Origin of the sequence: Pyxidicoccus caerfyrddinensis (assembly GCF_010894405.1) — a bacterium.
GTDB classification, from domain to species: Bacteria; Myxococcota; Myxococcia; order Myxococcales; family Myxococcaceae; genus Myxococcus; species Myxococcus caerfyrddinensis.
In genome coordinates, this window is the sequence record NZ_JAAIYA010000005.1 from 589,735 (window position 1) to 611,260 (window position 21,526).

The 21,526-nt window shown below is 70.7% G+C and carries 19 protein-coding genes; 5 read left to right on the top strand and 14 right to left on the bottom strand.

The genetic code is table 11. The annotated features are described in order from the left end of the window. Nucleotides 1-125: 125 nt before the first annotated feature. The 8 genes from G4D86_RS15265 to G4D86_RS15300 form a co-directional block, all read right to left on the bottom strand. Complete coding sequence (locus tag G4D86_RS15265) at nt 126-1,445, bottom strand: phenylacetate--CoA ligase family protein (protein WP_240360257.1); 1,320 nt, start codon at nt 1,443-1,445, stop codon at nt 126-128. Next, nucleotides 1,442-2,005, bottom strand: coding sequence for a hypothetical protein (locus G4D86_RS15270; RefSeq protein ID WP_163994114.1), 564 nt, complete (start codon nt 2,003-2,005; stop codon nt 1,442-1,444). The genes G4D86_RS15265 and G4D86_RS15270 overlap by 4 nt, the downstream gene beginning before the upstream one ends. Further along, entirely contained in the window at nt 2,005-3,669 is a 1,665-nt protein-coding gene (locus G4D86_RS15275) for a vWA domain-containing protein (RefSeq protein WP_163994116.1), read from the bottom strand. The genes G4D86_RS15270 and G4D86_RS15275 overlap by 1 nt, the downstream gene beginning before the upstream one ends. Further along, on the bottom strand, nt 3,666-4,496 hold the full coding sequence (locus G4D86_RS15280; RefSeq protein WP_205519579.1) for a hypothetical protein: 831 nt from the start codon (nt 4,494-4,496) through the stop codon (nt 3,666-3,668). Before G4D86_RS15280 ends, G4D86_RS15275 begins: the two co-directional genes overlap by 4 nt. Further along, nucleotides 4,493-6,034, bottom strand: a complete 1,542-nt coding sequence (locus G4D86_RS15285) for an AAA family ATPase (RefSeq protein ID WP_163994120.1) — start codon at nt 6,032-6,034, stop codon at nt 4,493-4,495. The genes G4D86_RS15280 and G4D86_RS15285 overlap by 4 nt, the downstream gene beginning before the upstream one ends. Nucleotides 6,035-6,069: 35 nt before the next feature. Further along, nucleotides 6,070-6,714 (bottom strand): response regulator transcription factor, encoded by a 645-nt coding sequence (locus tag G4D86_RS15290; RefSeq protein WP_163994122.1) that lies wholly within the window; start codon nt 6,712-6,714, stop codon nt 6,070-6,072. Nucleotides 6,715-6,845: 131 nt separating this feature from the next. After that, nucleotides 6,846-7,598 (bottom strand): hypothetical protein, encoded by a 753-nt coding sequence (locus G4D86_RS15295; protein ID WP_163994124.1) that lies wholly within the window; start codon nt 7,596-7,598, stop codon nt 6,846-6,848. Next, nucleotides 7,595-8,752, bottom strand: a complete 1,158-nt coding sequence (locus G4D86_RS15300; protein WP_163994126.1) for an AAA family ATPase — start codon at nt 8,750-8,752, stop codon at nt 7,595-7,597. The genes G4D86_RS15295 and G4D86_RS15300 overlap by 4 nt, the downstream gene beginning before the upstream one ends. Before the next feature lie 179 nt (nt 8,753-8,931). On the opposite strand from G4D86_RS15300, the gene G4D86_RS15305 reads away from it, so the two are divergent. After that, nucleotides 8,932-10,116, top strand: a complete 1,185-nt coding sequence (locus tag G4D86_RS15305; protein WP_163994128.1) for a S41 family peptidase — start codon at nt 8,932-8,934, stop codon at nt 10,114-10,116. Between the two features lies 1 nt (nt 10,117). Here G4D86_RS15305 and G4D86_RS15310 read toward each other — a convergent pair whose 3' ends face one another. Then, nucleotides 10,118-10,486, bottom strand: a complete 369-nt coding sequence (locus G4D86_RS15310; protein ID WP_163994130.1) for a hypothetical protein — start codon at nt 10,484-10,486, stop codon at nt 10,118-10,120. A gap of 247 nt (nt 10,487-10,733) precedes the next feature. Between G4D86_RS15310 and G4D86_RS15315 the strand changes: the two genes are divergently transcribed. Both G4D86_RS15315 and G4D86_RS15320 read left to right on the top strand, forming a co-directional pair. Continuing rightward, nucleotides 10,734-11,489 (top strand): hypothetical protein, encoded by a 756-nt coding sequence (locus G4D86_RS15315; protein ID WP_240360258.1) that lies wholly within the window; start codon nt 10,734-10,736, stop codon nt 11,487-11,489. A 38-nt stretch (nt 11,490-11,527) separates the two neighbouring features. Next, complete coding sequence (locus tag G4D86_RS15320; protein WP_163994132.1) at nt 11,528-12,256, top strand: hypothetical protein; 729 nt, start codon at nt 11,528-11,530, stop codon at nt 12,254-12,256. A 4-nt stretch (nt 12,257-12,260) separates the two neighbouring features. Here G4D86_RS15320 and G4D86_RS15325 read toward each other — a convergent pair whose 3' ends face one another. From G4D86_RS15325 to G4D86_RS15335, 3 genes are all read right to left on the bottom strand, one after another. Then, nucleotides 12,261-15,089 carry a sigma-54-dependent transcriptional regulator gene (locus G4D86_RS15325; protein WP_163994134.1) on the bottom strand — a complete coding sequence of 943 codons (2,829 nt, stop codon included), beginning with the start codon at nt 15,087-15,089 and terminating at the stop codon, nt 12,261-12,263. A 329-nt stretch (nt 15,090-15,418) separates the two neighbouring features. After that, nucleotides 15,419-15,808: a hypothetical protein gene (locus G4D86_RS15330; protein ID WP_163994135.1), complete on the bottom strand. Its 390-nt coding sequence runs from the start codon at nt 15,806-15,808 to the stop codon at nt 15,419-15,421. A gap of 131 nt (nt 15,809-15,939) precedes the next feature. Continuing rightward, complete coding sequence (locus G4D86_RS15335; protein ID WP_163994137.1) at nt 15,940-16,383, bottom strand: DoxX family protein; 444 nt, start codon at nt 16,381-16,383, stop codon at nt 15,940-15,942. 96 nt (nt 16,384-16,479) lie between these two features. Here G4D86_RS15335 and G4D86_RS15340 point away from each other — a divergent pair, with 96 nt between their 5' ends. Continuing rightward, nucleotides 16,480-17,373 carry a LysR family transcriptional regulator gene (locus tag G4D86_RS15340; protein WP_163994139.1) on the top strand — a complete coding sequence of 298 codons (894 nt, stop codon included), beginning with the start codon at nt 16,480-16,482 and terminating at the stop codon, nt 17,371-17,373. 6 nt (nt 17,374-17,379) lie between these two features. Here G4D86_RS15340 and G4D86_RS15345 read toward each other — a convergent pair whose 3' ends face one another. Continuing rightward, the gene (locus G4D86_RS15345; protein WP_163994141.1) at nt 17,380-18,456 is read right to left on the bottom strand and encodes a dipeptide epimerase; all 1,077 of its coding nucleotides are present in this window, start codon (nt 18,454-18,456) and stop codon (nt 17,380-17,382) included. 328 nt (nt 18,457-18,784) lie between these two features. Between G4D86_RS15345 and G4D86_RS15350 the strand changes: the two genes are divergently transcribed. Beyond that, nucleotides 18,785-20,809, top strand: a complete 2,025-nt coding sequence (locus G4D86_RS15350) for an ATP-binding protein (protein ID WP_163994143.1) — start codon at nt 18,785-18,787, stop codon at nt 20,807-20,809. On the opposite strand, the gene G4D86_RS15355 is transcribed toward G4D86_RS15350, so the two are convergent. Then, nucleotides 20,810-21,496 (bottom strand): suppressor of fused domain protein, encoded by a 687-nt coding sequence (locus G4D86_RS15355; RefSeq protein WP_163994145.1) that lies wholly within the window; start codon nt 21,494-21,496, stop codon nt 20,810-20,812. Between the last annotated feature and the right edge of the window lie 30 nt (nt 21,497-21,526).

The following is a 21,526-nucleotide window of genomic DNA, read 5'->3' on the forward strand; positions in this document are numbered from 1 at the left end:
AGATGTTTGGACCCGGGACGGTGGCCGGGTGTTCCCGGTGACCGATGCTCCTCGCCTAACACGCTCGGTGCTCGTGCGAACGATTCTTCCCGGAAGCGGTGTTGAGTGTCGTGCGGAGAGAGGGCTCAGCCAGAGCGAGGGCTCGCACGGAATGGCTGGGGCTTGGTGCCCGTGGCGAGCGTCGCGGGCTCCACGTGCGACACACGCAGTTGGGGGTCCAGCCATCCCAGGTTGCGGAGCGCCGCGGTGAGCCGCTCGCACAGCGGGCCCACGTCCGCTTCCGCCGCGCCTGCCAGCTCCAGCGTGAAGCGCGAGCGCTCCACCTGGGACAGACGGAAGGCGCGCAGCGCATGGTGTTTGAAGACCCAGGCCAGCGCCCACGCATCCACCGAGCGCCCGGTCGGCGTGAGGAAGTGACATGCGCCGCGTCCGCCGAAGTCCGCCAGCGTCCAGCCGTGGAAGCCACACGCGCAGGCGTCCCGCCGCACCGTGCCCGCGTCTCCCGGGAGGTAGCGCAGCAGGGGCAGCACGCTGGGGCGCAGCCGCGTCACCACCACCTCGTGCAGCCCCGGCTCCAGCCACACGTCCGGGGCGAAGACGTGGAAGCGGCCGGGAGCGTCCTCGCGCAGACACTCCCAGGCGAGCGGGCCCGTCTCCGTCGTCGCGTAATAGTTGAGGACGGGCGCGGGCACCTTGCGCGCCAGCGTGGCGCGCAGCCCGGCGGGCAGGTGCTGCGCGGAGGTGAGAATCAGCCGGGGCGTGGGCACGTCGCCCTGCTCCGCGAGCCAGCGCAGCCCCTCCGGGTCCGAGAAGAGCACCGCGGGGCGAACGCGGCACAGGCGCTCGCGCGCGTCGTCGCGCAGGGCGGACACGCGGTGCAGCGCGCCGTCATGGAAGATGGGCAACCGCACCGAGTACTCCAGCCCGCCCGGCAGCGCGTCCAGCAGCACCACGCGGGGACGTGGCGGCAGCACCGCGCCCGCGCGCGCCACGAGGAAGCGGAGCACGGCCCACATGTGCAGGCAGTCGAGCCTGTCGCGCACCACGCGCACCGGCGCGCCCGTGGATCCGGAGCTCTTCACCACCACGCACTCGTCATGCTCGGCCGGCAGCGTGGGCACCGCGTCCCAGTGCCGCGCCAGCGTCTCCCGCTCCAACGTGGGGAAGGCGCTCAGGTCCTCCAGCCGCTGGAGGTCCCCCGGGTGGAGCCCTGCTTCTTGCAGCCGCCGGACGTAATACGGAGACGCGAGCAGCGCGCCGCGCAGGTTCTCCAACCACGTTTCCATCCGCGCGCGGGCCTCCGGCTCATCCGCGACGGAGGCGAGGCGCGCGAGGCCCCTGGCGATGGCGTCGGCCCACGAGATATGGGGCCGCTGGGTGGAGGTGTCCCGCCGGATGTGGGCGCGCGGGGCGACGCGCAGGTCCGAGGGGAAGGACAGCGTCACTCGCGCCAGCCTCGCGCGTCGGCCTCGCGTTGCTGCGCCTCGCGGAGCAGCTGCTCGCGGCGCTCCGCCTCCTGCTTGCGCGCCTCCTCCGCGCGCTTCAGCTCTTGCTGGGCCTTGCGGTAGTCGAGCTGGTCCAGGCGCTTCGCGGACTCCTTCGCGGACTCGTTCAGCACCAGCCCGCCCAGCGCGCGCACCCACTTGCGCAGGAACTCCTCCTGCCGGAAGGCGTTGGAGCGCACCATCTCCGCCGTCAGCGGGGCGATGTCCTCGAAGAAGTGCCGGAGGACGGCCGTGGCCTCCGTGCCCTTCTTCAGCGCCTTCGCCGAGTCGTCTCTCAGCGCAGAGCCGGCCAGCAGGTGCGCGAGCATGACCACCTGCTCCTTCCAGAGCGGGTGGTGGGCGTACTGCTCCAAGGCGAGCCAGTCCTGCCGCGACGGCGGACGCACGTTCGCCAGCCGGAAGGTGTCGCAGATGATGGCCACCGCCAGCTCATGTGGATACGGCGAGACGATGGGCGCCGCCGCGAGCTGCTGCCGAAGGGTCGGGATGTCGAAGAGCATCAGTTCTCCAGCAGGGCCTGGGCCAGGGACGCGGCCGCGGGACCGAAGTCCGTCAGCCACGTCACCACCACGAGACGGAAGCGCCGCTCCGCCAGCACCGGCGCGAGCACCTTGCGCGCCGCTGTGTCATCCGGCAGCGCGAGGAACGCCACCACCAGGCGCGAGCGCCGCACCGCCTCCACCAGCCGCTTCATGTTGTCGTCCGAGGACACGTTCGCCAGGAAGTCGCTGTCGGAGATGATGATGCGCAGCCCGTCCGGCCGCTCCTTCGACAGGGAGGCCAGCAGCCCGAAGGGGTACTGCGTTCCGCCACCGATGTAGCCGAGCAGGAAGTCGCGCGCCGTCTCCTCGTCGTACATCCACGGCGACACCACGGGCGTGCCGTGCGAGTAGATGACGCCCTTCACCGTCGCCTTCTTGCGAATCGCCGAAGCGGACAGCACCTGCGCCGCCAGCGTCATCGCGTTGAACTGCATCGCCGGGTTGGGCATGGAGCCGCTGGTGTCCAGGTAGATTTCGACGGAGGGCACCCCCAGCTCCGAGGGCGGAGGCAGGTCCGCCTCCAGCTCCCGGCGCAGCGGCGACACCGCCGCGAGGTGGCCCTGGGAAAGCACCGTCAGCGTCCAGTCGATGGAGGACGGGTCATCGCCGTACTCCCACGCCTCGGGCGTGGTGCGCAGGTATGGCTCCGGCTTCGATGGCGCCGTCGGGAGCTTCAGGATGTGTTGGTCCACCAGTCGCTTGTAGTGCCGGCCCACCAGCGCCCGCTGGAGCTCACCGCCGCCGCTGCCGGGCAGGTGGTTCGTGACGCGGCGGATGGTCGTCAGCGCGTCCTCCGGGGACGAAGCCCCGGACGTGCCCTGCAGCCAGCCGCGCTCCTTCGCCTCCTCCAGCGCGTCCTCCCAGCGCCCCGCGCCGTGGATGGCCGCGTCGAGGTCGTCCAGGTCCGGCGTCGACACGTCCCCGCCGAGGGGCAGGCAGTACGTGAGCTCGTCGGGCTTGTCGATGTAGCGGATGAAGGTGGCGCAGAAGTAGAGGAACTGGAGGCGCGCGTCCGGCAGCGCGTAGAAGGTCTGCGCGAACATGCGGGCCTCGGCGCGCATGCCGGGGAAGCGCTTCTCCAGCGGCGCTTCCATGGCCGCGGGCGCGAGGGCTCCCGGGGCCAGGCCCCACAGCTCCTCGTAGATGGCCAGATAGAAGAAGAACATCGGGGACGTGTCCCCGGTGCCCCGGACGCGCTGGAAGCCGCGGTACACGTCGGCCAGCTCCACCGCGCGCGTGCGGCCCACCACCTCGTTCACCTGCAAGTCGTAGAAGAGGTTGGTGAGCGACTGCTTCAGCCCGGGGATGAGCCGCTGCTCCAGCACGCGCAGCTCCGCGTCCCAGCCCAGCGTGTGCGGGAAGCGCGCGTGGTGGCCAATCTCGTGCGCGAGCACGGCGGTGAGGCTGTTCCGCGCGCCCATCTCGTGCAGCAGGTCGAAGTGGACGTAGACCTGACGCTTCGCCAGGTCGATGTACGCGAGCGGCTCGTTCTGGTGGTCCGCGTCCGGATGGAAGGGCACGTGCGGCTCGGGCGGGCTGAGGTGCACGCGCACGTCCCACACGTCCAACGCGTCGGACCAGCACGTGGCCACATGCTCGGGTGTGAAGCGCGGCGGGCTCATGACGGCAGGAGCACCACCACGAACTGCGACGTGAACATCGTCCCCGCGGCGCGCCAGTCGTTGACGGTGGTGGCGAACCAGTCATCCACGCGCGGGTCGTTCCACGTCAGCCAGCCCAGGGCTGGCGTCTGCTCGTGGGTGGGCTCCGGCGTCTCGCGGCAGCCCATGGCGCCCAGGCGCATCGGCGCGTCGCCCGTCAGCCACAGGCCCTGCGTCGCGGCCTCGCGCCCGCCGGTGGCCTTGCGGTGCCTGTCGTGGACGCACAGCACCGTAGGGGACAGGAAGTGCAGGGCCCCGGGCAGGAAGCGGCTGTCCTCGGTGGCCATGTGGACGAGGAAGGGCTGCGACTTCTGGCCCAGCTTCGTCTTCGGCGGCTCCATGGCCCGGGACGCGGTGTCGCGCAGCCGCGCCTCGATGTCGGCGAGCGACGTGAGCCCCTCGCCCACGCGGCAGAAGATGCGCTGCACCCAGGGCGGGGAGGTCTCCAGGTTCTCCCCCAGGTTCCACAGCTGCGCGAGCGCTCCGGCGCGCTCGGCCTCGGGCGCTTGCGCGAGCAGCCGGGGCACGAGGTCCGACCACGCGAGGGTGAAGAAGTTCTGCCGGCCCGCGCTGGCCGGGTAGAGGTAGCCCAGGCCGATGGCCTCCGCGCCCAGGCGCAGGTATGCGCGCAGCAGCTCCTCGGAGGCCTTCGCGCTGGCGCCCGAGGCGGACAGTGCCTGGCCCAGCTTCGTCCCCGGGCCGTCGAGCAGCTCGCGCCACAGCGCGGGAGCCCACCGCACGAAGCGCCCTCGGGCATTGGCTTCCAGCTCTTCGACGAAGCTGCTCATGCCGGACCGCCCGGGTTCTCCTTGAGCCACGTCGCGTAGTTGCGGTAGCGGCTGTACATGGACTTGAGGTGGATGAGGTCCTCGTAGACGGGGCCGGACAGCTCCTGCTTCGTGAGCAGGCTGTTCATCAGCGTGGTGATGCCGGCGATGCGCTGCTCCGTGGTGGGCAGGTCCACGCCGGCCAGCCCCTGGTCCAGCTCGTTGCGCAGCCCGGCCACCTGGCGGCGGATGGGCTCGTGCGTCTCGTAGCGGAACATGGCCATGTCGAACATGTGGCGAATCCAGGCCACGCGGTCCTGGAGGAGCGTGCGGTGCCCCTTCACCTCGAAGAAGGCGCTGCGCGTGTTGGGCACCAGCTTCTCGTGCAGCACCCAGGGGGCAATCTGCCGGAAGTCCTCCAGCTCCACCGTGTCGTGGCCGCGGAAGAAGGCCATCGCCTTCGCGAAGTGGAGGATGGTCTGGTACGCGCGCACGCTGACGCCGTTCTCCGTCTGCGTGCAGAGGTGCACCCGCTTGTCGAGCGGACACTGCTCGTTGCACACCGCGGCCACCGACTGGCCGGCGAGCTTGAGCGTGTCCTTGTGCTTGAACTCGAAGCGCGGCGAAGCCATGCGGCAGAAGTCGAGCTGCCCGAGGAAGAAGGCGATGCGCTCCAGCACCGCCTTGGGCACCTCGACTTCGAGGATGGACGCGTAGGCGCGCTCCAGCTCGGCGGGGGTGAAGACGATTTCCTTCGGGAGCAGCTCCTCGGGGGACTTGTCCGCCTCCAGGCGCTGGAGGAGCTGGTCCATGAAGCCGGAGTTGAAGGGCACGGCGCGCACGACGACGTCGATGCGGTCCTTGAGGGCCTCGATGACCTGGAAGGTGCCGCCGCCCTGGTCGTCGTTGGCGGTGAGGAACCAGGACGAGCGGCCCGCGTAGACGTACTGGTCCATCATCTCCGCGTAGCCCTCGGCCATGAGGGACAGGAGCGCGGACTGCGTCTTGGTGGGGATGCGGTTGTACTCGTCGATGATCTTCACGCGCTGGCCAATCCACTTGCGCCAGCTCACCTTCACGGCGGACAGGTCCTCCGCCTTGAGCATGTCCGAGGGCAGCGGCGCGCCGAGCAGGTCGGCGATGGACAGCTGCGGGTGGCCGCGCTGGATGCCGCGGTGCACCTCGTCGCGGCTCATGCCGGAGAGCAGGGCCATGAGGACGGCGGACGTCGTCTTCCCGCGCCCGGGCCCGCCGACGAGCAGGGCGCGGCGGCAGGTGAAGAGGGTGAGCAGGGGGATGAGGACGAAGGAGCTGTAGCTGGTGTCCTCGGGGAGGTGGACCACGTCACCCGCGGGCGTCTTGAGGGACGTGGCCTGGCCGAACTCGAGGTCGTAGTAGGGACAGATGACGGCGTTGTTGGTGATCCACCAGTACGCCTGCCGCATCTTGTCGTGGAGACTGCCCCCGTCGCGCTCCGAGAGGTGGACGGTGATTCCCTTGTCCGTGTCCGCCGAAGCCCGCCCCAACAGCAGGCGCGATACCCAGTCCTGATTGGCCATTCGAGGGCGGAGCGTATCATCTCACCCGGGGCGGGTCAGAGGGTGACCAGGCCCAGCCGCGCGGCGCGGACGACAGCCTCGGTGCGGCGCTGCACGCCGAGCTTGGCGAGCACCGCGTTGACGTGGAACTTGGCCGTGTGCTCGCTGATGGAGAGCCGGTCCGCGATGGCCTTGTTGGACAGGCCCTCGGCCAGCAGGGCGAGCACTTCGCGTTCACGGGGCGTGAGTGAGTCCGGGCCCGGTGTGCTGGTGGCGGAGGTGGCGGCCCGGGGCGCGGCGCGGACCTCCGAGAGCCCCGGGTCGAACACGGTGAGCCCCCGGGCCACGGCGAGCAGCGCGGCGACGAGCGGTGCGGGGCCCACGTCGCGGAAGAGCAGCCCGCGTGCTCCCGCCGTCAGTGCGACCTCGCCCGCGGCCTCGTCCGCCACCAGGGCGAGCACTGGGGCACCCAGGTCGGGTGGCTCCACGCGGGCGTCGTGCTCGGGGAGGCGCAGGCCGGTGTCCCAGAGCACCACGTCCGGGGCCTCTCCGGCCGCGGACTCCAGCTCCGTCTGGGTGCCGGACGCCACCAGGAGCAGCTCGCCTCCCTGGTCGCTCAGCGCGCGGGAGAGCGCGCCCCGGGCGAGCGGGTCCTCGGCGACGAGGGCGAGGCGGAGGGGGGCGGTGGCTGCGTCCAGCACGGGACCTCTTCCTTAACCAGCGCCACGGGACTCCGCTCGTGCGGACGGTGGGGCTGGTAGCCTCAAGACGTCACGGGCGGCGGGCTCGGCGTCCATGAAGAAGTTTGAAGGAGGAGGCTTGGGCGACGGTTTCAGAGCGTGCGCCCGGTCCACAGCGGGACCAGCTTCGTGCGGATCTCCTGGATGAAGGCTGCCAGGCCGGTGTTCTGCCCTCGCGCTTCGAGCTGCTGGAACGCACATTCCTTCCAGCAGGTTGCCTCCCGGTCGATGCTGTTGCCTGTCAGAACGGAGAGGACACGCTTGGCGTCGCGCTTCGCTCCATCCTGCTGTGCTGTCAGCTCTTCGGCACAGAGACAGGGGTCGAAGCCCAGTTCCTGTTTCAGGGCATCGAGCTGCGCTCGCTCGCGCTCGTCCAGCGGGTTGAACCCCGCGAGGACCCAGCACTCGCGCTTGGTGTGCGCGACACCGATGAGGAGGGGACTGCTCGGATTGCTGACTTCCGCGCGCGCCTGCTCCAGGCCCCTCTTTCGTTCCTCATCGTTGTCGCTGTCACGAAGAAGGATGACGGCGTCGATGGGGTCTTCGCCTGCAACCTTGAGGAGTGCCAGAGCCTGGCGTGCGGCGTACGCGTCGGGAGCGCCCGGTTCTCCGTTGAAGAAGCCGTTGATGCGGATGTTGGCGGCTCGGGCAAGGGTGTGAACCTGCTTCCACGCGAGGAACGGCTCATGGCGCTTCAGGCCGCGCCACTCTCGAAAGGCGTGGAGCATCTCCGGGACCAGCCACTCCGCGGACGAGGAGAGCACACGGTCCGCGATGGCGGGGGCTGTCCGGTGGTCGGCAGGTCCCTCGCAGATGATGACGATGGAGTGCGACGCCTCGCTCATTCGTGCGGCTTCTCCTGCACCGAGCCCACCCAGTTCTCGCCCACGGTGCTCCAGAACTCGCCCGGGCGCATGACTTCCTTCCAGCGCTCGAAGTCCGGGTGCTGCATCAGCTCGGCGAAGCGGATGGTTCCGTCGGGGAGCACCGTGGAGAGACGGACCTCCTTCGGGTCGAGGTGGTCGACCAGGTACGGCGAGTGACTGGTGGCGATGATCTGCAACTCGGGGTCACGCTCCAGCAGCTTGCGGAGCTGGGTGACGAGGTCCTTCTGGGCCTTGGGGTGCAGGCCTCGGTCCAGGTCGTCGAGGAGGACGAGCTTGGGCCTGGGAGTGCTGAAGAGTACTGCCAATAACCCTAGGATGAGCAGGGTACCTTCGCTCGCGCCTTCGCTAGGGACATCACTGGCGCCCATCAGATCCAAGAGGATGCGGTGTCCGGAATACTTCCGGCTTACGGCTCGCGCGATGGGTTGCTCATCCAGCCGGATGGTCTCCATTTCCTGGCGTATTATCTCTGCCAGCGAGAGTCTCACCCGCACTACCTGGGGAACGATAGCTTTCAAGGCCGTCTGGAGTTCCGCAAAGTCATCCGGGCGGTTCAGTGCCATCTGCGCCAGCACGGATGCCAGACCTGAGCCATCAGACTGGATGCGTGGCGTGATCGACTCCGCATGAGACTTTTCCGCCAGCTTTCGAGATTCAAATCTAAGTAGCGAGCTGGCACCCCAGTCACGGAGCGCTTCTTTCGGTGGTGCTTCCGCGTCATTCCTGAAAGTAGCGGGTTTGGGCCTATGCGTTGGAAAGTGGAGTACGAACGCGTTGCCCTCCCAGCTCCCCTCTATCGCTATTGCCTCTGAAGGCTTGGCCGCCTCAGAAATTTGCGCTTGAAGAGTGAAGGGGCGGCCTCTCACTTGACCATTCGTACGGACAAGACCGGTCGCCTGCTCGCGCTTGAGTAGCATCGCGACGCTAGCTTGCACCGAGGTAGCGTCGTTGCGGCTCAGGTCCGGGTTGGCTATCTGGGAGAGCAGGTGCAGTGCCTGCAAGACGCTCGTCTTGCCGGAGGCATTGGGGCCGACAAATATCGTGAGCCGCTCCAGCCCCACCTCCGCCGACTCGATGCCTTTGAAGTTCTGCAGGGTCAGCTTGTGGATCATGCTCGTTCACTGGCGAGATACCCACCGAATGGCTCGTACGCTCTCACGGCGACGGGCCAACGGAGGTTGACCGACGTTCTACTCCACTCCGCCGGGGCCTCCCAGGAAAGCCACGACTCAGGTGAGCTGATACACCTGTACCGTCCAGTGGCTGTCGGCGTCCGATTCCGGGAGGTCAGATGGGGCACCAACGCATGTGGGGCCAACCGCCGCGCTGGGCCGTAGTGGCCTGCGCCCTCCTCGCCACCGGGGCCCCTGCCGCCGCCTCCGGGCCGTACGTGAAGCCCGGCGACGAGGTGGTGGAGTTCGTCCGCACCCGCTTCTACGAGGCGAAGAAGGCCGAGGCCTGGGCTGCGGCACACCGGAACTACGGCGCCGCCGCCACGAACGCGGAGGACTTCGCGAAGCGCACCAACGAGGCCCTCGCCGAACTGGGCGCCTCGCACAGCGTCCTCTACCCGAAGGGCAGCGCGGGCCACACCGCCCTGTCCGCCATCTTCCAGCAGTTCCTCAAGCTCCCCCGCGTCGAATACACCAGCATCGGCGCCGACCTCGTGGCGCGGCCCGACGGTGTCTTCTTCCGCCACGTCTTCGCCGGAGGCCCCGCCGCCCGCGCCGGTGTGCTCCGCGGCGACCGGCTCATCTCCTCCACCTCCTTCGAGGGCCGCGCCGGCAGGCCCACGCGAATCTCCGTGGAGCGCACCCGCGGCGCCGCGCCCCTCACCCTCACCGTCACCCCGCGCACGGTGAACCCCAAGGCCGAGTGGCTGGAAGTGCAGCGCGGCAGCTCACGCATCATCGAGCACAGCGGCCGTCGCGTCGCGTACCAGCACCTCTTCTCGTGCGCCGGCACCGAGCATCAAGAGACCCTCCAGGACGCACTGATGAGCACCTTCGCGAGCGCCGAGGCACTGGTCATCGACTTCCGCGACGGCTGGGGCGGCTGCAATCCCGACTTCCTCAACCTCTTCAACCCGCTCGTCCCCTTCTTCACCGACATCAATCGCGAGGGCCAGCGCAACACCCGCGCCACCACGTGGCGCAAGCCGGTGGTGCTGCTCGTCAACGGCAACTCCCGCAGCGGCAAGGAGATGGTCGCCTTCGCCCTCAAGAAGCACAAACGCGCCACGCTCGTCGGCCAGCGCACCGCCGGCGCCGTGCTCGCGGGCGCGCCCCTGTTCCTGTCCAATGGAGACCTGCTCTACCTCGCCGTCATGGACGTGGAGGTGGAGGGCGTGCGCCTGGAGGGCACCGGCGTGGACGTGGACATCGAGGTGCCGGACGCGCTGCCATTCGCGGAAGGGAAGGACCCGCAGCTCGACAAGGCGCTCGACGTGGCCGCCTCCGCTGTGGGCCGCCGCTGACTCACGTGCCGTGCGTCCGCCACATCCACAGCACGCCCACGACGAAGAGGACTGCCCCGCCAAACAGCGCCCAGCCGATGATGGAGCACCCCGGCGCCGCCTTCGACACGATGGGCAGCTTCTGCGTCTTCAGCTCCTCCACCAGCTCGGCGAGCTTCGCGGAGTCGAAGGCCACCAGCTCTCCGGCGCGCAGCTTCCGGCCCATCGCCTCCAGCTCGCCTCCCGGGAAGTACTTGTCGGTGAGCAGGAGGCTCTTGGCCTGTAGCTCCTTGTCCGTGCCGTGCGCGGCGGGGTCGAGGCCACAGCGGGCGCACGGCGTGAATGCACCCACCTTCGACTCACCGCAGCGGACACAGACAGCCAGGGTCATGCCCGCAGCGTAACCCGAACCCGAGCGCGTGTAATCACGGCGCGAGGTGGCCCACGTGCCGCCGGATGTTCGCGATGGAGGCGGGAATCGCCGAGCGGCTGACCACTTTCCGGTCATTCCATGCGTCACATGACCGCTTCCGGCCGCGCGGAGACACCGCGGCTCACGGGAGCGGCCTCACGGCACACGCGCTGCAAAGGCCCGCCGCGACTCATCCCCGCAGCGCAATCCCCTCAGGAGACCCCACATGGTTGAAACCCCGCGCACCTCCCGTCCACGTGTCTCGCGCTGGCTGCTCGCCGGCTGGATGGCCACCGCCGCCTTCGCCGGGTACCGCCTCATGCCCACCGCCGACGCGTCGCATACGCACACCGGCTGGGACCAGCGGCACGTCGCCACCATCCACGGCAACAACGGGCCCGCGAGCGGCGGCAGCGGCCCGGGCACGCAGGACGAGGAGTACTGCATCATGTCCGAGACGTCCGCGATGCCCGCCTCCTCCATCGCGCCCTTCATCCAGGAGACGCTGACGCAGCTGTCCTTCGACATCGTCTGGGATGGCTCCGCCGACTGGCGCGTGGACCTGTGGCGCACGCAGAAGTTCTGCAACGAGTACGCGACGGCCGACCGCAACCGCATCGAGCTGGAGTACCGCATCCGCGAGTCCTGGGCCTCGCTGTGCGGCGGCGAGCAGTACGCGTGCGTCACGGCGAGTTCCCCGGTGACGGACTCCAGCGGTGCGCACCAGCACTACCTCTACATGAACGCGCACCTGAAGCGGGAACAGCTCGCCGCGCTCGCCACCACCACGCGCGCTCGCAAGTTCATCAACCACGAGACGGGCCACCTGCTGGGCCTGAAGGACCCGGACTACTACGGGCACTGCATGCACAGCGTGATGCACAACGACCTGTACGCCAGCCTCGGGTGCACCGACCCCGTCTGGTACCCCACCACGTCCGACTTCGTGTCCGTGCGCTCCATCGCGGACCGCACCAACTGATGTCCCCTCACACCCTTTCGACTTCGAGGAACACCCCCATGAAGCGTTTCCCCTTGCGTGAAGTGCTCCACGTGGCCGCGATGTCCGGCATGGTGCTCGCGGCGGTCCGCTGCGGCGGCGAGGCCCCTCCCAATGTCCTGGACGGCGACGTCCACTTCACCAGCCAGAGCGCGCTGCTGACCACGAACCGCGACGCCCTGCGCCTGTGCGTCCGGGAGGCTCCGTCCCTGCGGGCCAATGGCTCCCGCGTCACCGAGCGGCTCACGGCGAGCCTGAAGGCCGTGGGTGCCCACCCCGACTGGGTCGCGGCGCGCTTCGGCTCGAAGACGCCCACCGTGGAGGCGGGCTGCCCCGGGCCGGAGTTGGCGCTGGAGCGGCTGGAGCCCAAGGAGTCCATCGTCGGCGTCGGCCCCACCACGAAGCCCGGCCGCTTCCGCACCGTCATCCATGTGCTCGACGAGAAGACGGCGGACCAGGTGCTGGGCGAGCGCAAGGCCGAGCGCGCTCCCTCGGAGTTCCTGCGCGTCGACGACCACATGCTGGTGGAAGTCACCACGGCGCTCGTCGTGCGCGAGTCCTATCTGGACGACCCGGAGTTCACCTCGCGCTGGCTGGCGCAGGCGGTGGGTTTGCAGCCGATGGCGGCGGGGTTCCAGCGCGCGTCGGAGGACGGCGCGCTGCCCGGTGTCCTCGGTGACGTGGTGGAGAAGCCCGTCACCGACGTGTCCGCCATGGGTGTGACGAAGCCGTCCTTCGAGGCGAAGTAGGCGCTCACGCACGGCGGGCCCGGGCCACCCGGGCGGTGGCGGGGGCAGCGAGTGCGTCAGGCTCCCTGCCCGACATGCGGCGCAGCTCCGCGTTGCCCAGCACCAGTTGGGTGAGGCGCGAGCGGGAGATGCGCAGCGCGGAGGCGGTGGCGACGATGTTGCCGCCGTTCTCCACCAGGCTCTGCGCGATGCACTGGCGCTGCACCTCCGTGAGGAAGTCTCGCAGCGAGCCTCCATGCTGGCGGTACAGGCCGTGGAGGTCCGTCACCCCCGATGGCACGGGGCGCGGCTCGGCGCATTCCAGCGCCCGCTGGAGGAGCGGCGCGAGCACCGCGGCACCGATGGCCGGCGTGTCGGAGAGGACGTCAGCCGCGCGCACCGTGTTGTGCAGCTCGCGCACGTTGCCGGGCCAGGGGTGGGCGCGCAGCAGGCGCTCGGCCTCGGGCGTGAAGGCGCGGGGCGGACCGCCGCGCTCCAGGGCGGCCTGCTGGAGGAACCAGGTGGCCAGCAGCAACACGTCGCCGTCTCGCTCTCGCAGCGGGGGCAGCTCCACCTGGATGCCGTTGAGGCGGAAGAAGAGGTCCTGCCGGAACTCGCCCGCGCGCACCGCCTTCGCCAGGTTGCGGTTGGAGGCGGCGACGACGCGCACGTCCACGCGCACCTCCTCGGTGCCGCCCACGCGCTGGAAGGCGCGCTCCTGCAACGCGCGCAGCAGGGCGGCCTGGCCTCTCGGGCTGATGTCGGCGACCTCGTCCAGGAAGAGGGTGCCGCCGTGCGCCTGCTCGAAGCGGCCGCGCTGGCGCGTCATGGCTCCGGTGAAGGCTCCGCGCTCGTGGCCGAAGAGGTCTGACAGGAGCAGTTCGTCGTTGATGGCGGCGCAGTTCACCGCGACGAAGGGGCCGGCGGCGCGGCGGGACAGGTCGTGGATGGCTCGCGCCGCCAGCTCCTTGCCCACGCCCGTCTCGCCGAACAGCAGCACGCTGGCGTCCGAGCCGGCCACGCGTCTCAGCTGCGCCACCACGGCGCGGAAGGCGGGCGAGCCTCCGCGCAGGTACTCCGGCGCGGACACTTCCTCCTCGGGTGTCTCACCCAGGAGTGACTGGAGCTGGGGTCTGTCGTACGCGCGCCGGAAGCGGTGCAGGGCTTCCGCGGGGAGCTGCGCGCCGAGCTGTCGCCACTCCTCGCGCGCGGCCTGCTGCGTGCGCTGGCGCTGGGCCTCGCTGCCGCCTTCTCCGGCGAGCTGGTGCGCGAGCAGTCGGGCTCGCAGGGCGAAGTCGTGGGCGCGCAGTCGCTCCGGCGAAGCTTCCGCGCGACGGAGTGCCCGCCTCGCGCGCGCCGCGTCTCCGTTCTCCAGGGCGACGCGGGCATCCAGCAGGTGCAGCCTCGCGGGCTCGGTGGAGCGGTTGCGCAGGTAGAGTCCCCGGGCGAGCGCATCCAGCACCTGCGCCGCCTCCTTCGCGCGGCCCAGCGCGAGCAGCACCTCCACGCGCAGCCAGCCGGCGGGCAGGGTGTGCAGGTCCTCGCGCCCGGCGTCGTCCGACGTGCCCAGGCCGTCCAGCGTCTCCAGCGCGGCCTCCCATTCACCTCGCGCGCAGTGCACGTGGGTCTGGCCCAGGCCGATGGCCCTCCGGCCCGACGGCGTGTCGGGCGCGAGGGACGTGAGCTCCGCCAGCTTGCGCTCCGCCTCTGTGGTGTCTCCGAGGAAGCAGTCGGCGGCGATGGCTTGCGGGTACGCGCGCAGCTGCTGGAAGGGAATGTCCAGGCCCGGCAATGCCCGGCTGAGCGCGGCCTGGGCTTCGACGGGGCGTCCTTCCTTGGCATACGCGAGGCCGAGCCCCAGCAGCGCCACCGACTCGAAGGGGACGTCGCCGCGCAGCAGCTCCAGCGCGGCGAGCCCGAGCTGGATGGCGGCGGTGTTCTGCTCCGCGCGCCGCGCGAGCGTGGCGAAGGCCACCTTGGCCAGGCCCACCATGTCTCCCAGGCCGGCCGCGCGGGCCTGCAATTCCACGGTGGTGAAGAGGCGGCGTGCGAGCTTCTCGTCGCCCGCGTCCATCGTCACGCGCCCGTCCAGCACCGTCAGCATCAACCGCGAGAAGGTGTCCTCTTGCGCGGACAGGTGACGGCACGCCTCGCGCGCGTAGGCCACGCCCTCTTCGCGCTGGCCGGTGTCGATGAGGAACTGGAAGTGGGTGGGGGCCAGGAAGTTCTGCGCGTGTGCCACGCGTCCCGCGAGTCCCTCCGGGCCCAGCGCCCAGGCCACCAGCGCGCGGCCCGACTCCGGGCGTCCCACCCGTACCAGCACGTGCGCCGCCGTGGACAGCAGCGCGCCGGCCCAGCGTCCCCGCTCGCCCCAGGCGTGGAAGTCCCACGGCGCGTGCAGGGGCGCGTCCAGCGGGGACTCGAGGGCATGGCGCAGCCCTTCGACCATTCCCGCCGCGCGCCCCTCGGCGTGCTCCAGATGCCTGAGTCCTTCACCCAGCGGGTCCGCCGCCAGCGTGAGCAGCAGGGCTTCGTCGGGGGACGCGGCCCACCGGGCGACGCGTGCGCAGGTGGCGCGCACCTCGGACACCTCCAGTTGGTTGATGGCCATGTCCAGCGTGGCCGGGCCCGCCGGCACCAGCAGATCGCCGGGGCGCAGCTCGCACAGGCCCTCGTCGCAGGCGAGCTCGGCGCCTTCCCGGAGACCCTCGCCGAGCTCCGTCACCAGCGTGCTCAGTGGAACGGGTCGGGGCAGGGCGCAGGCCACCAGCACGGCCAGGCGACGCCTGCGCGCGGCTTCACGCCGCTGGGGGTGCAGCAACGATGCGAGTGTTTCGTTGGGAGAGACGGGCATTTCAAGAAAGACTCGCGCCAACCGCGCCGGGGCGGCAAGGCACCCACCTGGCGTCTGATGCTGGGGCGCAGCGCGGGCGGAATGGTGCGGTGAAGCCCATGACGCGGCGGGCTGCGAGCCTGCGCGAGTGTCGTCCAGCGAACCGGGTCGCGATGGAAGGTGCGCTCCGGCGCGCGGGGGGACGGATTCAGGACGCGGATGGGTCCTGCCTGGGAAGGCGCATGACGGGTCCACCCCTCCGGGAGCAGGGTGGCCTGGAAGGAACGTTCATTCCGCCAGGTCGCCGCCCCGAGGGTGGGTCACCTGTTCGCGTCTTCCCGTGTCTCGCGTCAGTCGTTGGCCGCGCCCGCGCGTTCCCGGCGGTGGTCGATGACGACGCGGACCAGGACGGCCGTTGACGGCAGGAGCGCTCCACCCATGAGCGCACCCAGGTGTCTGCCCACGGGCACTCTGGCCCAGGCCTCGCCCACCGTCCAGCCCAGCCACACTCCGCCACCGGCCAGCAGGACGAAGAGGCACCCGACACCCTCGTCCGTCCGGGACGCCACCCACCCCAGGCCCACGCCCGCCGTGAGCGCCACCAGGACTCCCACGGCCGTGGGCACCGGGCCCGCGTCCATGAGCGCCAGCACGTTGGGCAGCGACATCGCCGCCCAGAGGAACAGGAAGATGGTGCGCGCCCGCATGCCATGGCCACCGAAGCGCGTGGGTTCAGTCATGGCAGCGGGCCTCGAGCCCGGGGAGTGGTTGGGAGCGCACCCGGGCAGCGTAGGTGATCTCACCGCCCGCCAGCATGCGTGGAGACCCGCCCAGGGCTCCGTGAGCCGAGGGCATGGGCACGCCGCGCCGTTCAGCGAGCGGTCGCTGCCTGGCCCGCCGGAGCCCCTTCAGCCGAGGCGGCAGGCGACACGCGGGCGCGCAGCATCGGCGCGAAGGCCGCGCGGTAGCTCCACGCGAGGTACAGCTCCAGCACGAGGAGGATGATGGGAACCGCGTACGCCGGCGCGAGCAGGAAGTGGAAGCCCGTGATGGTGATGATGATGGGGGCGAGCAGCGTCAGCGCGAGCGGGACGAACCGGTTCGTCAGCAGCGCGAGGCCGGCGGTCACCTCGATGACCTTGATGAGCGGGAACACGAAGCCGCTCGACATCAGCCCCTCGATGAACGGCGCTGCCTCCTTGGGATGCGGGGGCTGCGGCAGGAAGTGGAGGAAGAAGTTGAGGCCGAACACGAGGAACACGAGGCCGAGCAGGCTTTGCGCGACGCGCGGGCCCCATTTCGAAACGAGAGACATTGGGAACGCTCCAAGGAAGGTCGTCCCCGCACGCTAACGGCCTTTCCCGGTAAGCACTAGTCCATCGCCAGGCAACGTATTATTGCTGTGAGAGCAATGGACCTGAACCGCGTCGCCACCTTCCTCCGCGTCGTCGAGGCCGGCTCCTTCACGGCCGCCGCGACGCACCTCCAGTTGCCCACATCCTCGGTGAGTCGCAGCGTCGCGAAGCTGGAGGAGGACCTGGGCGTCGTGCTGCTGGAGCGCACGACGCGGAAGATTGCCCTCACCGACGCCGGCCGCGCGTACTACGAGCGCGCCCGCGAGGCCGTCGCCGGGCTCGACGAAGCGAACCTGCTGGCGGGGGAGGCCGCGCGTGAGCCGAGCGGCGTGGTGCACGTCGCGGCACCGCCCGAGCTGGGAGGCAAGCTCGCTGTCCTGCTGGGGGAGTTCATCCGCCAGCACCCGAGGATTCACGTCGACGTCATCACCACGGCCCGCGGCGCGGAGCTCGTCGGAGGCCAGGTGGACATCGCCATCGTCTCCGGGCAGCTTCGGGACTCGGACCTCATCGTCCGGAAGCTCGGGGTGAGCGTGCACCGGCTGTATGCCTCCGCCGCGTACCTCGAGCGGCGCGGGGTGCCTCGAACGGTGGCCGACCTGGCTCGCCACGATGCGGTGCTGTACCGGGGGAGCGGCGGCCACGCGACGTGGGAGCTCGTCGGCCCGCGCGGTCCCGAGAGCATCAAGGTCCAGGGGCCGCTGAGCGGGGACAGCGTGCAGTTCGTCTTCGAGGCCGTCGTGGGGGGCCATGGCATCGGCCTGCTGCCCGAGCAGCTCCTCTCGCGCCTCTCCGCGTCGGCCATGCCCATCGAGCACGTCCTGCCGAAGTTCAGCGCCACGGGCGCGCTGCAGTCGCTCGTGCATGCCTCCCGGCACCTGCCCAAGCGGGTGACGCTGCTGCGCGACTTCCTGTCCCAGCACCTCGTGTCCTGCGAGCGGGCGTGCTAGCGGCCCTCAGGCCAGCGTGACGCCGTGCCCCGGGGCGTCCGGGTCCAGGTCCAACCGCGCGCCGTCGTACCGCGCGCCGCCCTGGAACGGATGGCGCGCGATGAACAGCGGCGTGTCCAGGTCCGCGTAGGTGAAGCCGCCCAGGCCCGCGGCCAGGTGCGCGGAGGCCGTCATGGCCAGCACGCTCTCCACCATGCCGCCGACCATCAGCTCCATCCCCGCCGCGCGCGCCAGGCTCCACATCGTCAGGGCCTCCACCACGCCGCACTTCATCGTCTTGATGTTGATGCCGTGCGCGGCCCCCTCGCGGATGAGCCGCAGCACGTCCTTCGCCGAGCGCGCCGACTCGTCCGCGCACACCCGCACCTTCGAGCGCCGGCACACCTCCGCCATGCCGGCGAAGTCCGACGCGGCCACCGGCTGCTCGAAGAGGGCCAGCGGTACGTCCGCCCGCTCCAGCTCCTTCAGGAAGGCCAGCGCCTCGCCCACGTCATAGCCGCCGTTGGCGTCGGCGAAGAGCCGGGCCTGGGGGGCCACCTCGTGGATGGCCACCATGCGCGCCGCGTCCTGGTCCGGCGCGAGCGCGCCCACCTTCACCTTCAGCGTGGAGATGCCGCGCGCGAGGATGGCCTTCGCGGACTCGCGCGCATGCGCCACGTCCCCCGCCGTCACCGTCATGTCGATTTCCAGTGCCGTCCCCGCGCCGCCCAGCAGCACGTACAGCGGCACGCGGTGGTGCCGCGCCAGCGCATCCAGCAGCGCCATCTCCACGCCGGCCCGCGCGGACGGCGCCAGGGCCAGCGAGTCCCCCAGCCACTCCGACACCGGCCGCCACGCGCGCACGTCCTTCCCGAGCAGCCCCGCGCGCACCGTCTCCAGTGCGGCCAGCGTGCTGCCCTGCGTCTCGCCGCTGACGGCGGTGAAGGGCGCCGCCTCGCCCAGGCCCACGGTGCCGTCCGCCAGCGTCAGGCGCACCAGCACGTTCTCCGCGGCGTGCTGCGCGCCGGTGGCGATGGCGAAGGGCTCGGTGAGGGGCAGGTGCAGCGGCTCGAAGGCGACGGCGGTGATGAGGGTGGGCGTCATGTCGGAGGTCGCACCCTAGTCCGCTCTCCGTGAAGACGGGACACCCAAGAGAAGCCCGTGTCGCCGTCTGGCACCCGGGCGCCGCGCCACTCCTTCGCGTCACTCCGGTGGTGGGACACTCCGTGGCCGGAACCCACCGTGACGGGTCATCTCTCCTGGCCGGATTCGCGAGTTCTCGTGGTTTCACGCGGCAACCGGGTGGACGTCACGTGGCAACCAACTCCGGGGTGGCTTGAGAAAGCCCTCGGTTCGTGGCGACATACGGCGGGAACCCCTGCTGTTTCTGGACGCTGGCCTCCGGGCGCGCGTAGGTCGGAGTAGGCGGCGCATGGAGGAGACAGACATATCCCCGAGGACCCCGGCTCCGGGCGCGGACGTGCTGCTGTCCGCGCTGGAGGAGGCGGAGCGCTGCCAGCCGGAGGGCTGCATGGTGCTGCGCGCCGTGCGCGACGCGGGCGGCGCCATCACCGACTTCGAGTGGCTCTGGGCCAACCCCGCCGCCGCGCGCGCGCTGGGCCGCTCGCCGGAGACGCTGCGCGGGCGAAGGCTGCGCGAGGTGTCCGCGGACGCCGGGCTGGGCGGCCGGGTGGACGTGCTGCGCGAGGTGGTGGAGACGGGCCGGCCCGCCGCGGACAGCTTCCCGGAGGGCGAGGCCTGGCTGCAGGGCACCGCGGTGCCGCTGCGCGACGGCGTGCTCCTGCGCCTGCGCGACGTCACCAGCGCCCTGCGCGTGGAGGAGGGCGTGCGCGACACGCTGGCCTGGGTGCGCGACGTGCTCGAGGGCACCCCGGACGCCTTCTTCACCGTGGACCCGGACTGGCGCGTCACCTACGTCAACCACCAGGCCGCCGCCATCGCCGGGCGCACGCAGGAGCAGCTCTTCCGCCGCGTGCTGTGGGACGCGTGCCCTGAGCTGCTCGGCACCCGGATGGAGCGCGAATTGCGCCGCGTGGCCACCGAGGGCGCGGCCACCACGTTCGAGGTGCGCATCTCCCCCGGCCGCTGGCACGAGGTGCACGCCTGGTGCGCCAACGGGAACCTGTCCGTCTTCGGCACCGACATCACCGGCAAGAAGCACCTGGAGGCCGAGCGCGACATGCTGCTGGCCCGCGAGCACTCCGGCCGCCTGGAGGCCGAGGCGCTCGTCCAGGAGCGCACCGAGGAGCTGGTGGCCGCGCGCGAGCAGCTGGTGCGCACGGAGAAGCTGGCCATGGCCGGCCAGCTCGCGGCGGGCGTGGGCCACGAAATCAACAACCCGCTCTCCTACGTCACCGGCAACCTCCAGTTCGCGCTGGAGCAGCTGGAGGTGCTCTCCAGCAACCCCGGCGACGGCGAGGCGCTGAGCGAGGCGCTGGACGCGCTGCGCGAGGCGCGCGAGGGCGCGGAGCGCATCCGCGTCACCGTGCGCGACTTGCTGACGTTCGCCCGAGCGGACGAGCCGCACCTGTCGCCGGTGGACGTGCACGCGGCGCTGGAGTTCGGCCTGTCCATGGCCATGCCGCACCTGCGCTACCGGGCGCAGGTGGAGCGGCACTTCGCGGTCGTGCCCACCGTCATGGCGCACGAGGCGCGGCTGGCGCAGGTGTTCCTCCAGCTGCTCGTCAACGCCGCGCACGCGATTCCGGAGGGGGACGCCGGCCACCACCGCGTCATCCTCACCTCGCGCGTCGAGGGCGCCGGGGTGGTGGTGGAGGTGACGGACACCGGCCACGGCATGGCGCCCGAGGTGTTGGAGCGCGTCTTCGAGCCCTTCTTCACCACGCGCCCGGTGGGTGCCGGCACCGGCCTGGGGCTGTCCACCGCGCTGGGGCTGGTGCGCAGCATGCGCGGGGAGCTGACGGCCACCAGCACGCCCGGCGGCGGCAGCACCTTCCGCGTGCGACTGCCCACCACGTACGAAGTCGCCGCGCCCGCCGAGCCGGAGGCCGCGGAGGGCGCTGGCGAGCGCAAGCGGGTGCTGGTGGTGGACGACGAGCCGCAGGTCGCCTCGGTGCTGCGCCGCGTGCTCGGCGGTCAGCACGAGGTGGTGCTGACGCACAGCGGGCGCGAGGCCCTGACCCTGCTGGCGCACGACGACGCGTTCGACCGCATCTTCTGCGACTTGATGATGGGGGACGTGACGGGGATGGACGTGTACGCGGAGCTGGCCCGCCACCAGCCGGAAGTGCTGTCGCGCCTCGTCTTCATGACGGGCGGCGGCTTCACCGAGCGCGCCCGCGCCTTCCTGCAGACGGTGCCGCTGCCGCGAATCGAGAAGCCCTTCGAGCCGGCCACCCTGCGCGCGCTGGTGGAGGGCGCGCCGCTGCGCGCCGGGGCGGAAGGGCCACCGGCGCGCAAGGCGGAAGGGAAGTGACTACAGCTTCACTTCTTCGCGCTCGGGCTGGGTGATGTAGCCGCTGCCGGCCGCGACGAGCTTCGCCATCAGCTTGTCCATGCCGTTGGAGCGGGCGAAGGCCATCTCGTTCTTCGTAGCGCCCACCAGGGTAATCAGCTGCACCTTGCCGCTGGGCAGCACGAAGTGGTCCGGGCGGGACGGGTCCCTCACGAAGACGAAGCCGCCCAGCTTGGACTCGCCGCCATCCAGTGAGCCCTCCACCGGGTAGCGGTGGCCCATGGCGAAGGCGCGCAGGCACACGAGGTTGTAGGCCATCATGTCCAGCAGCCGGAACACCGGCCACTTCGCCTCTTCAGGCGTGTGGATGACCATCTCGTAGCCCAGCCCGCTGGGCGCGTCGTCGGGGAACTCCTCGCCGGGCGCCACGGTGAAGGGGTTGGACAGGCCGCTGGTGACATAGGTCCAGTACGGGTAGTCCGGGCTCGGCGGTGCCACGCGCACGCCCATGGGCTCCCAGTTCGGGTCCGGCTGCTCCACCTGCGCCAGCTCACTCTCCATCCACGCTTGAATGGCGTCCGTCTGGTCGAGCGTGAAGACGCCTTCGTCGATGGCGCCAAACATCTTGGGGTACTCGACCTCGTCGCGGTCCGCCCAGCAGTCTTCGTACCACTGGATGAAGTCTTCGGTCGTCTCCGGGGCTTTCATAGCGGGGACACTCTACGGACCTACCCAGGT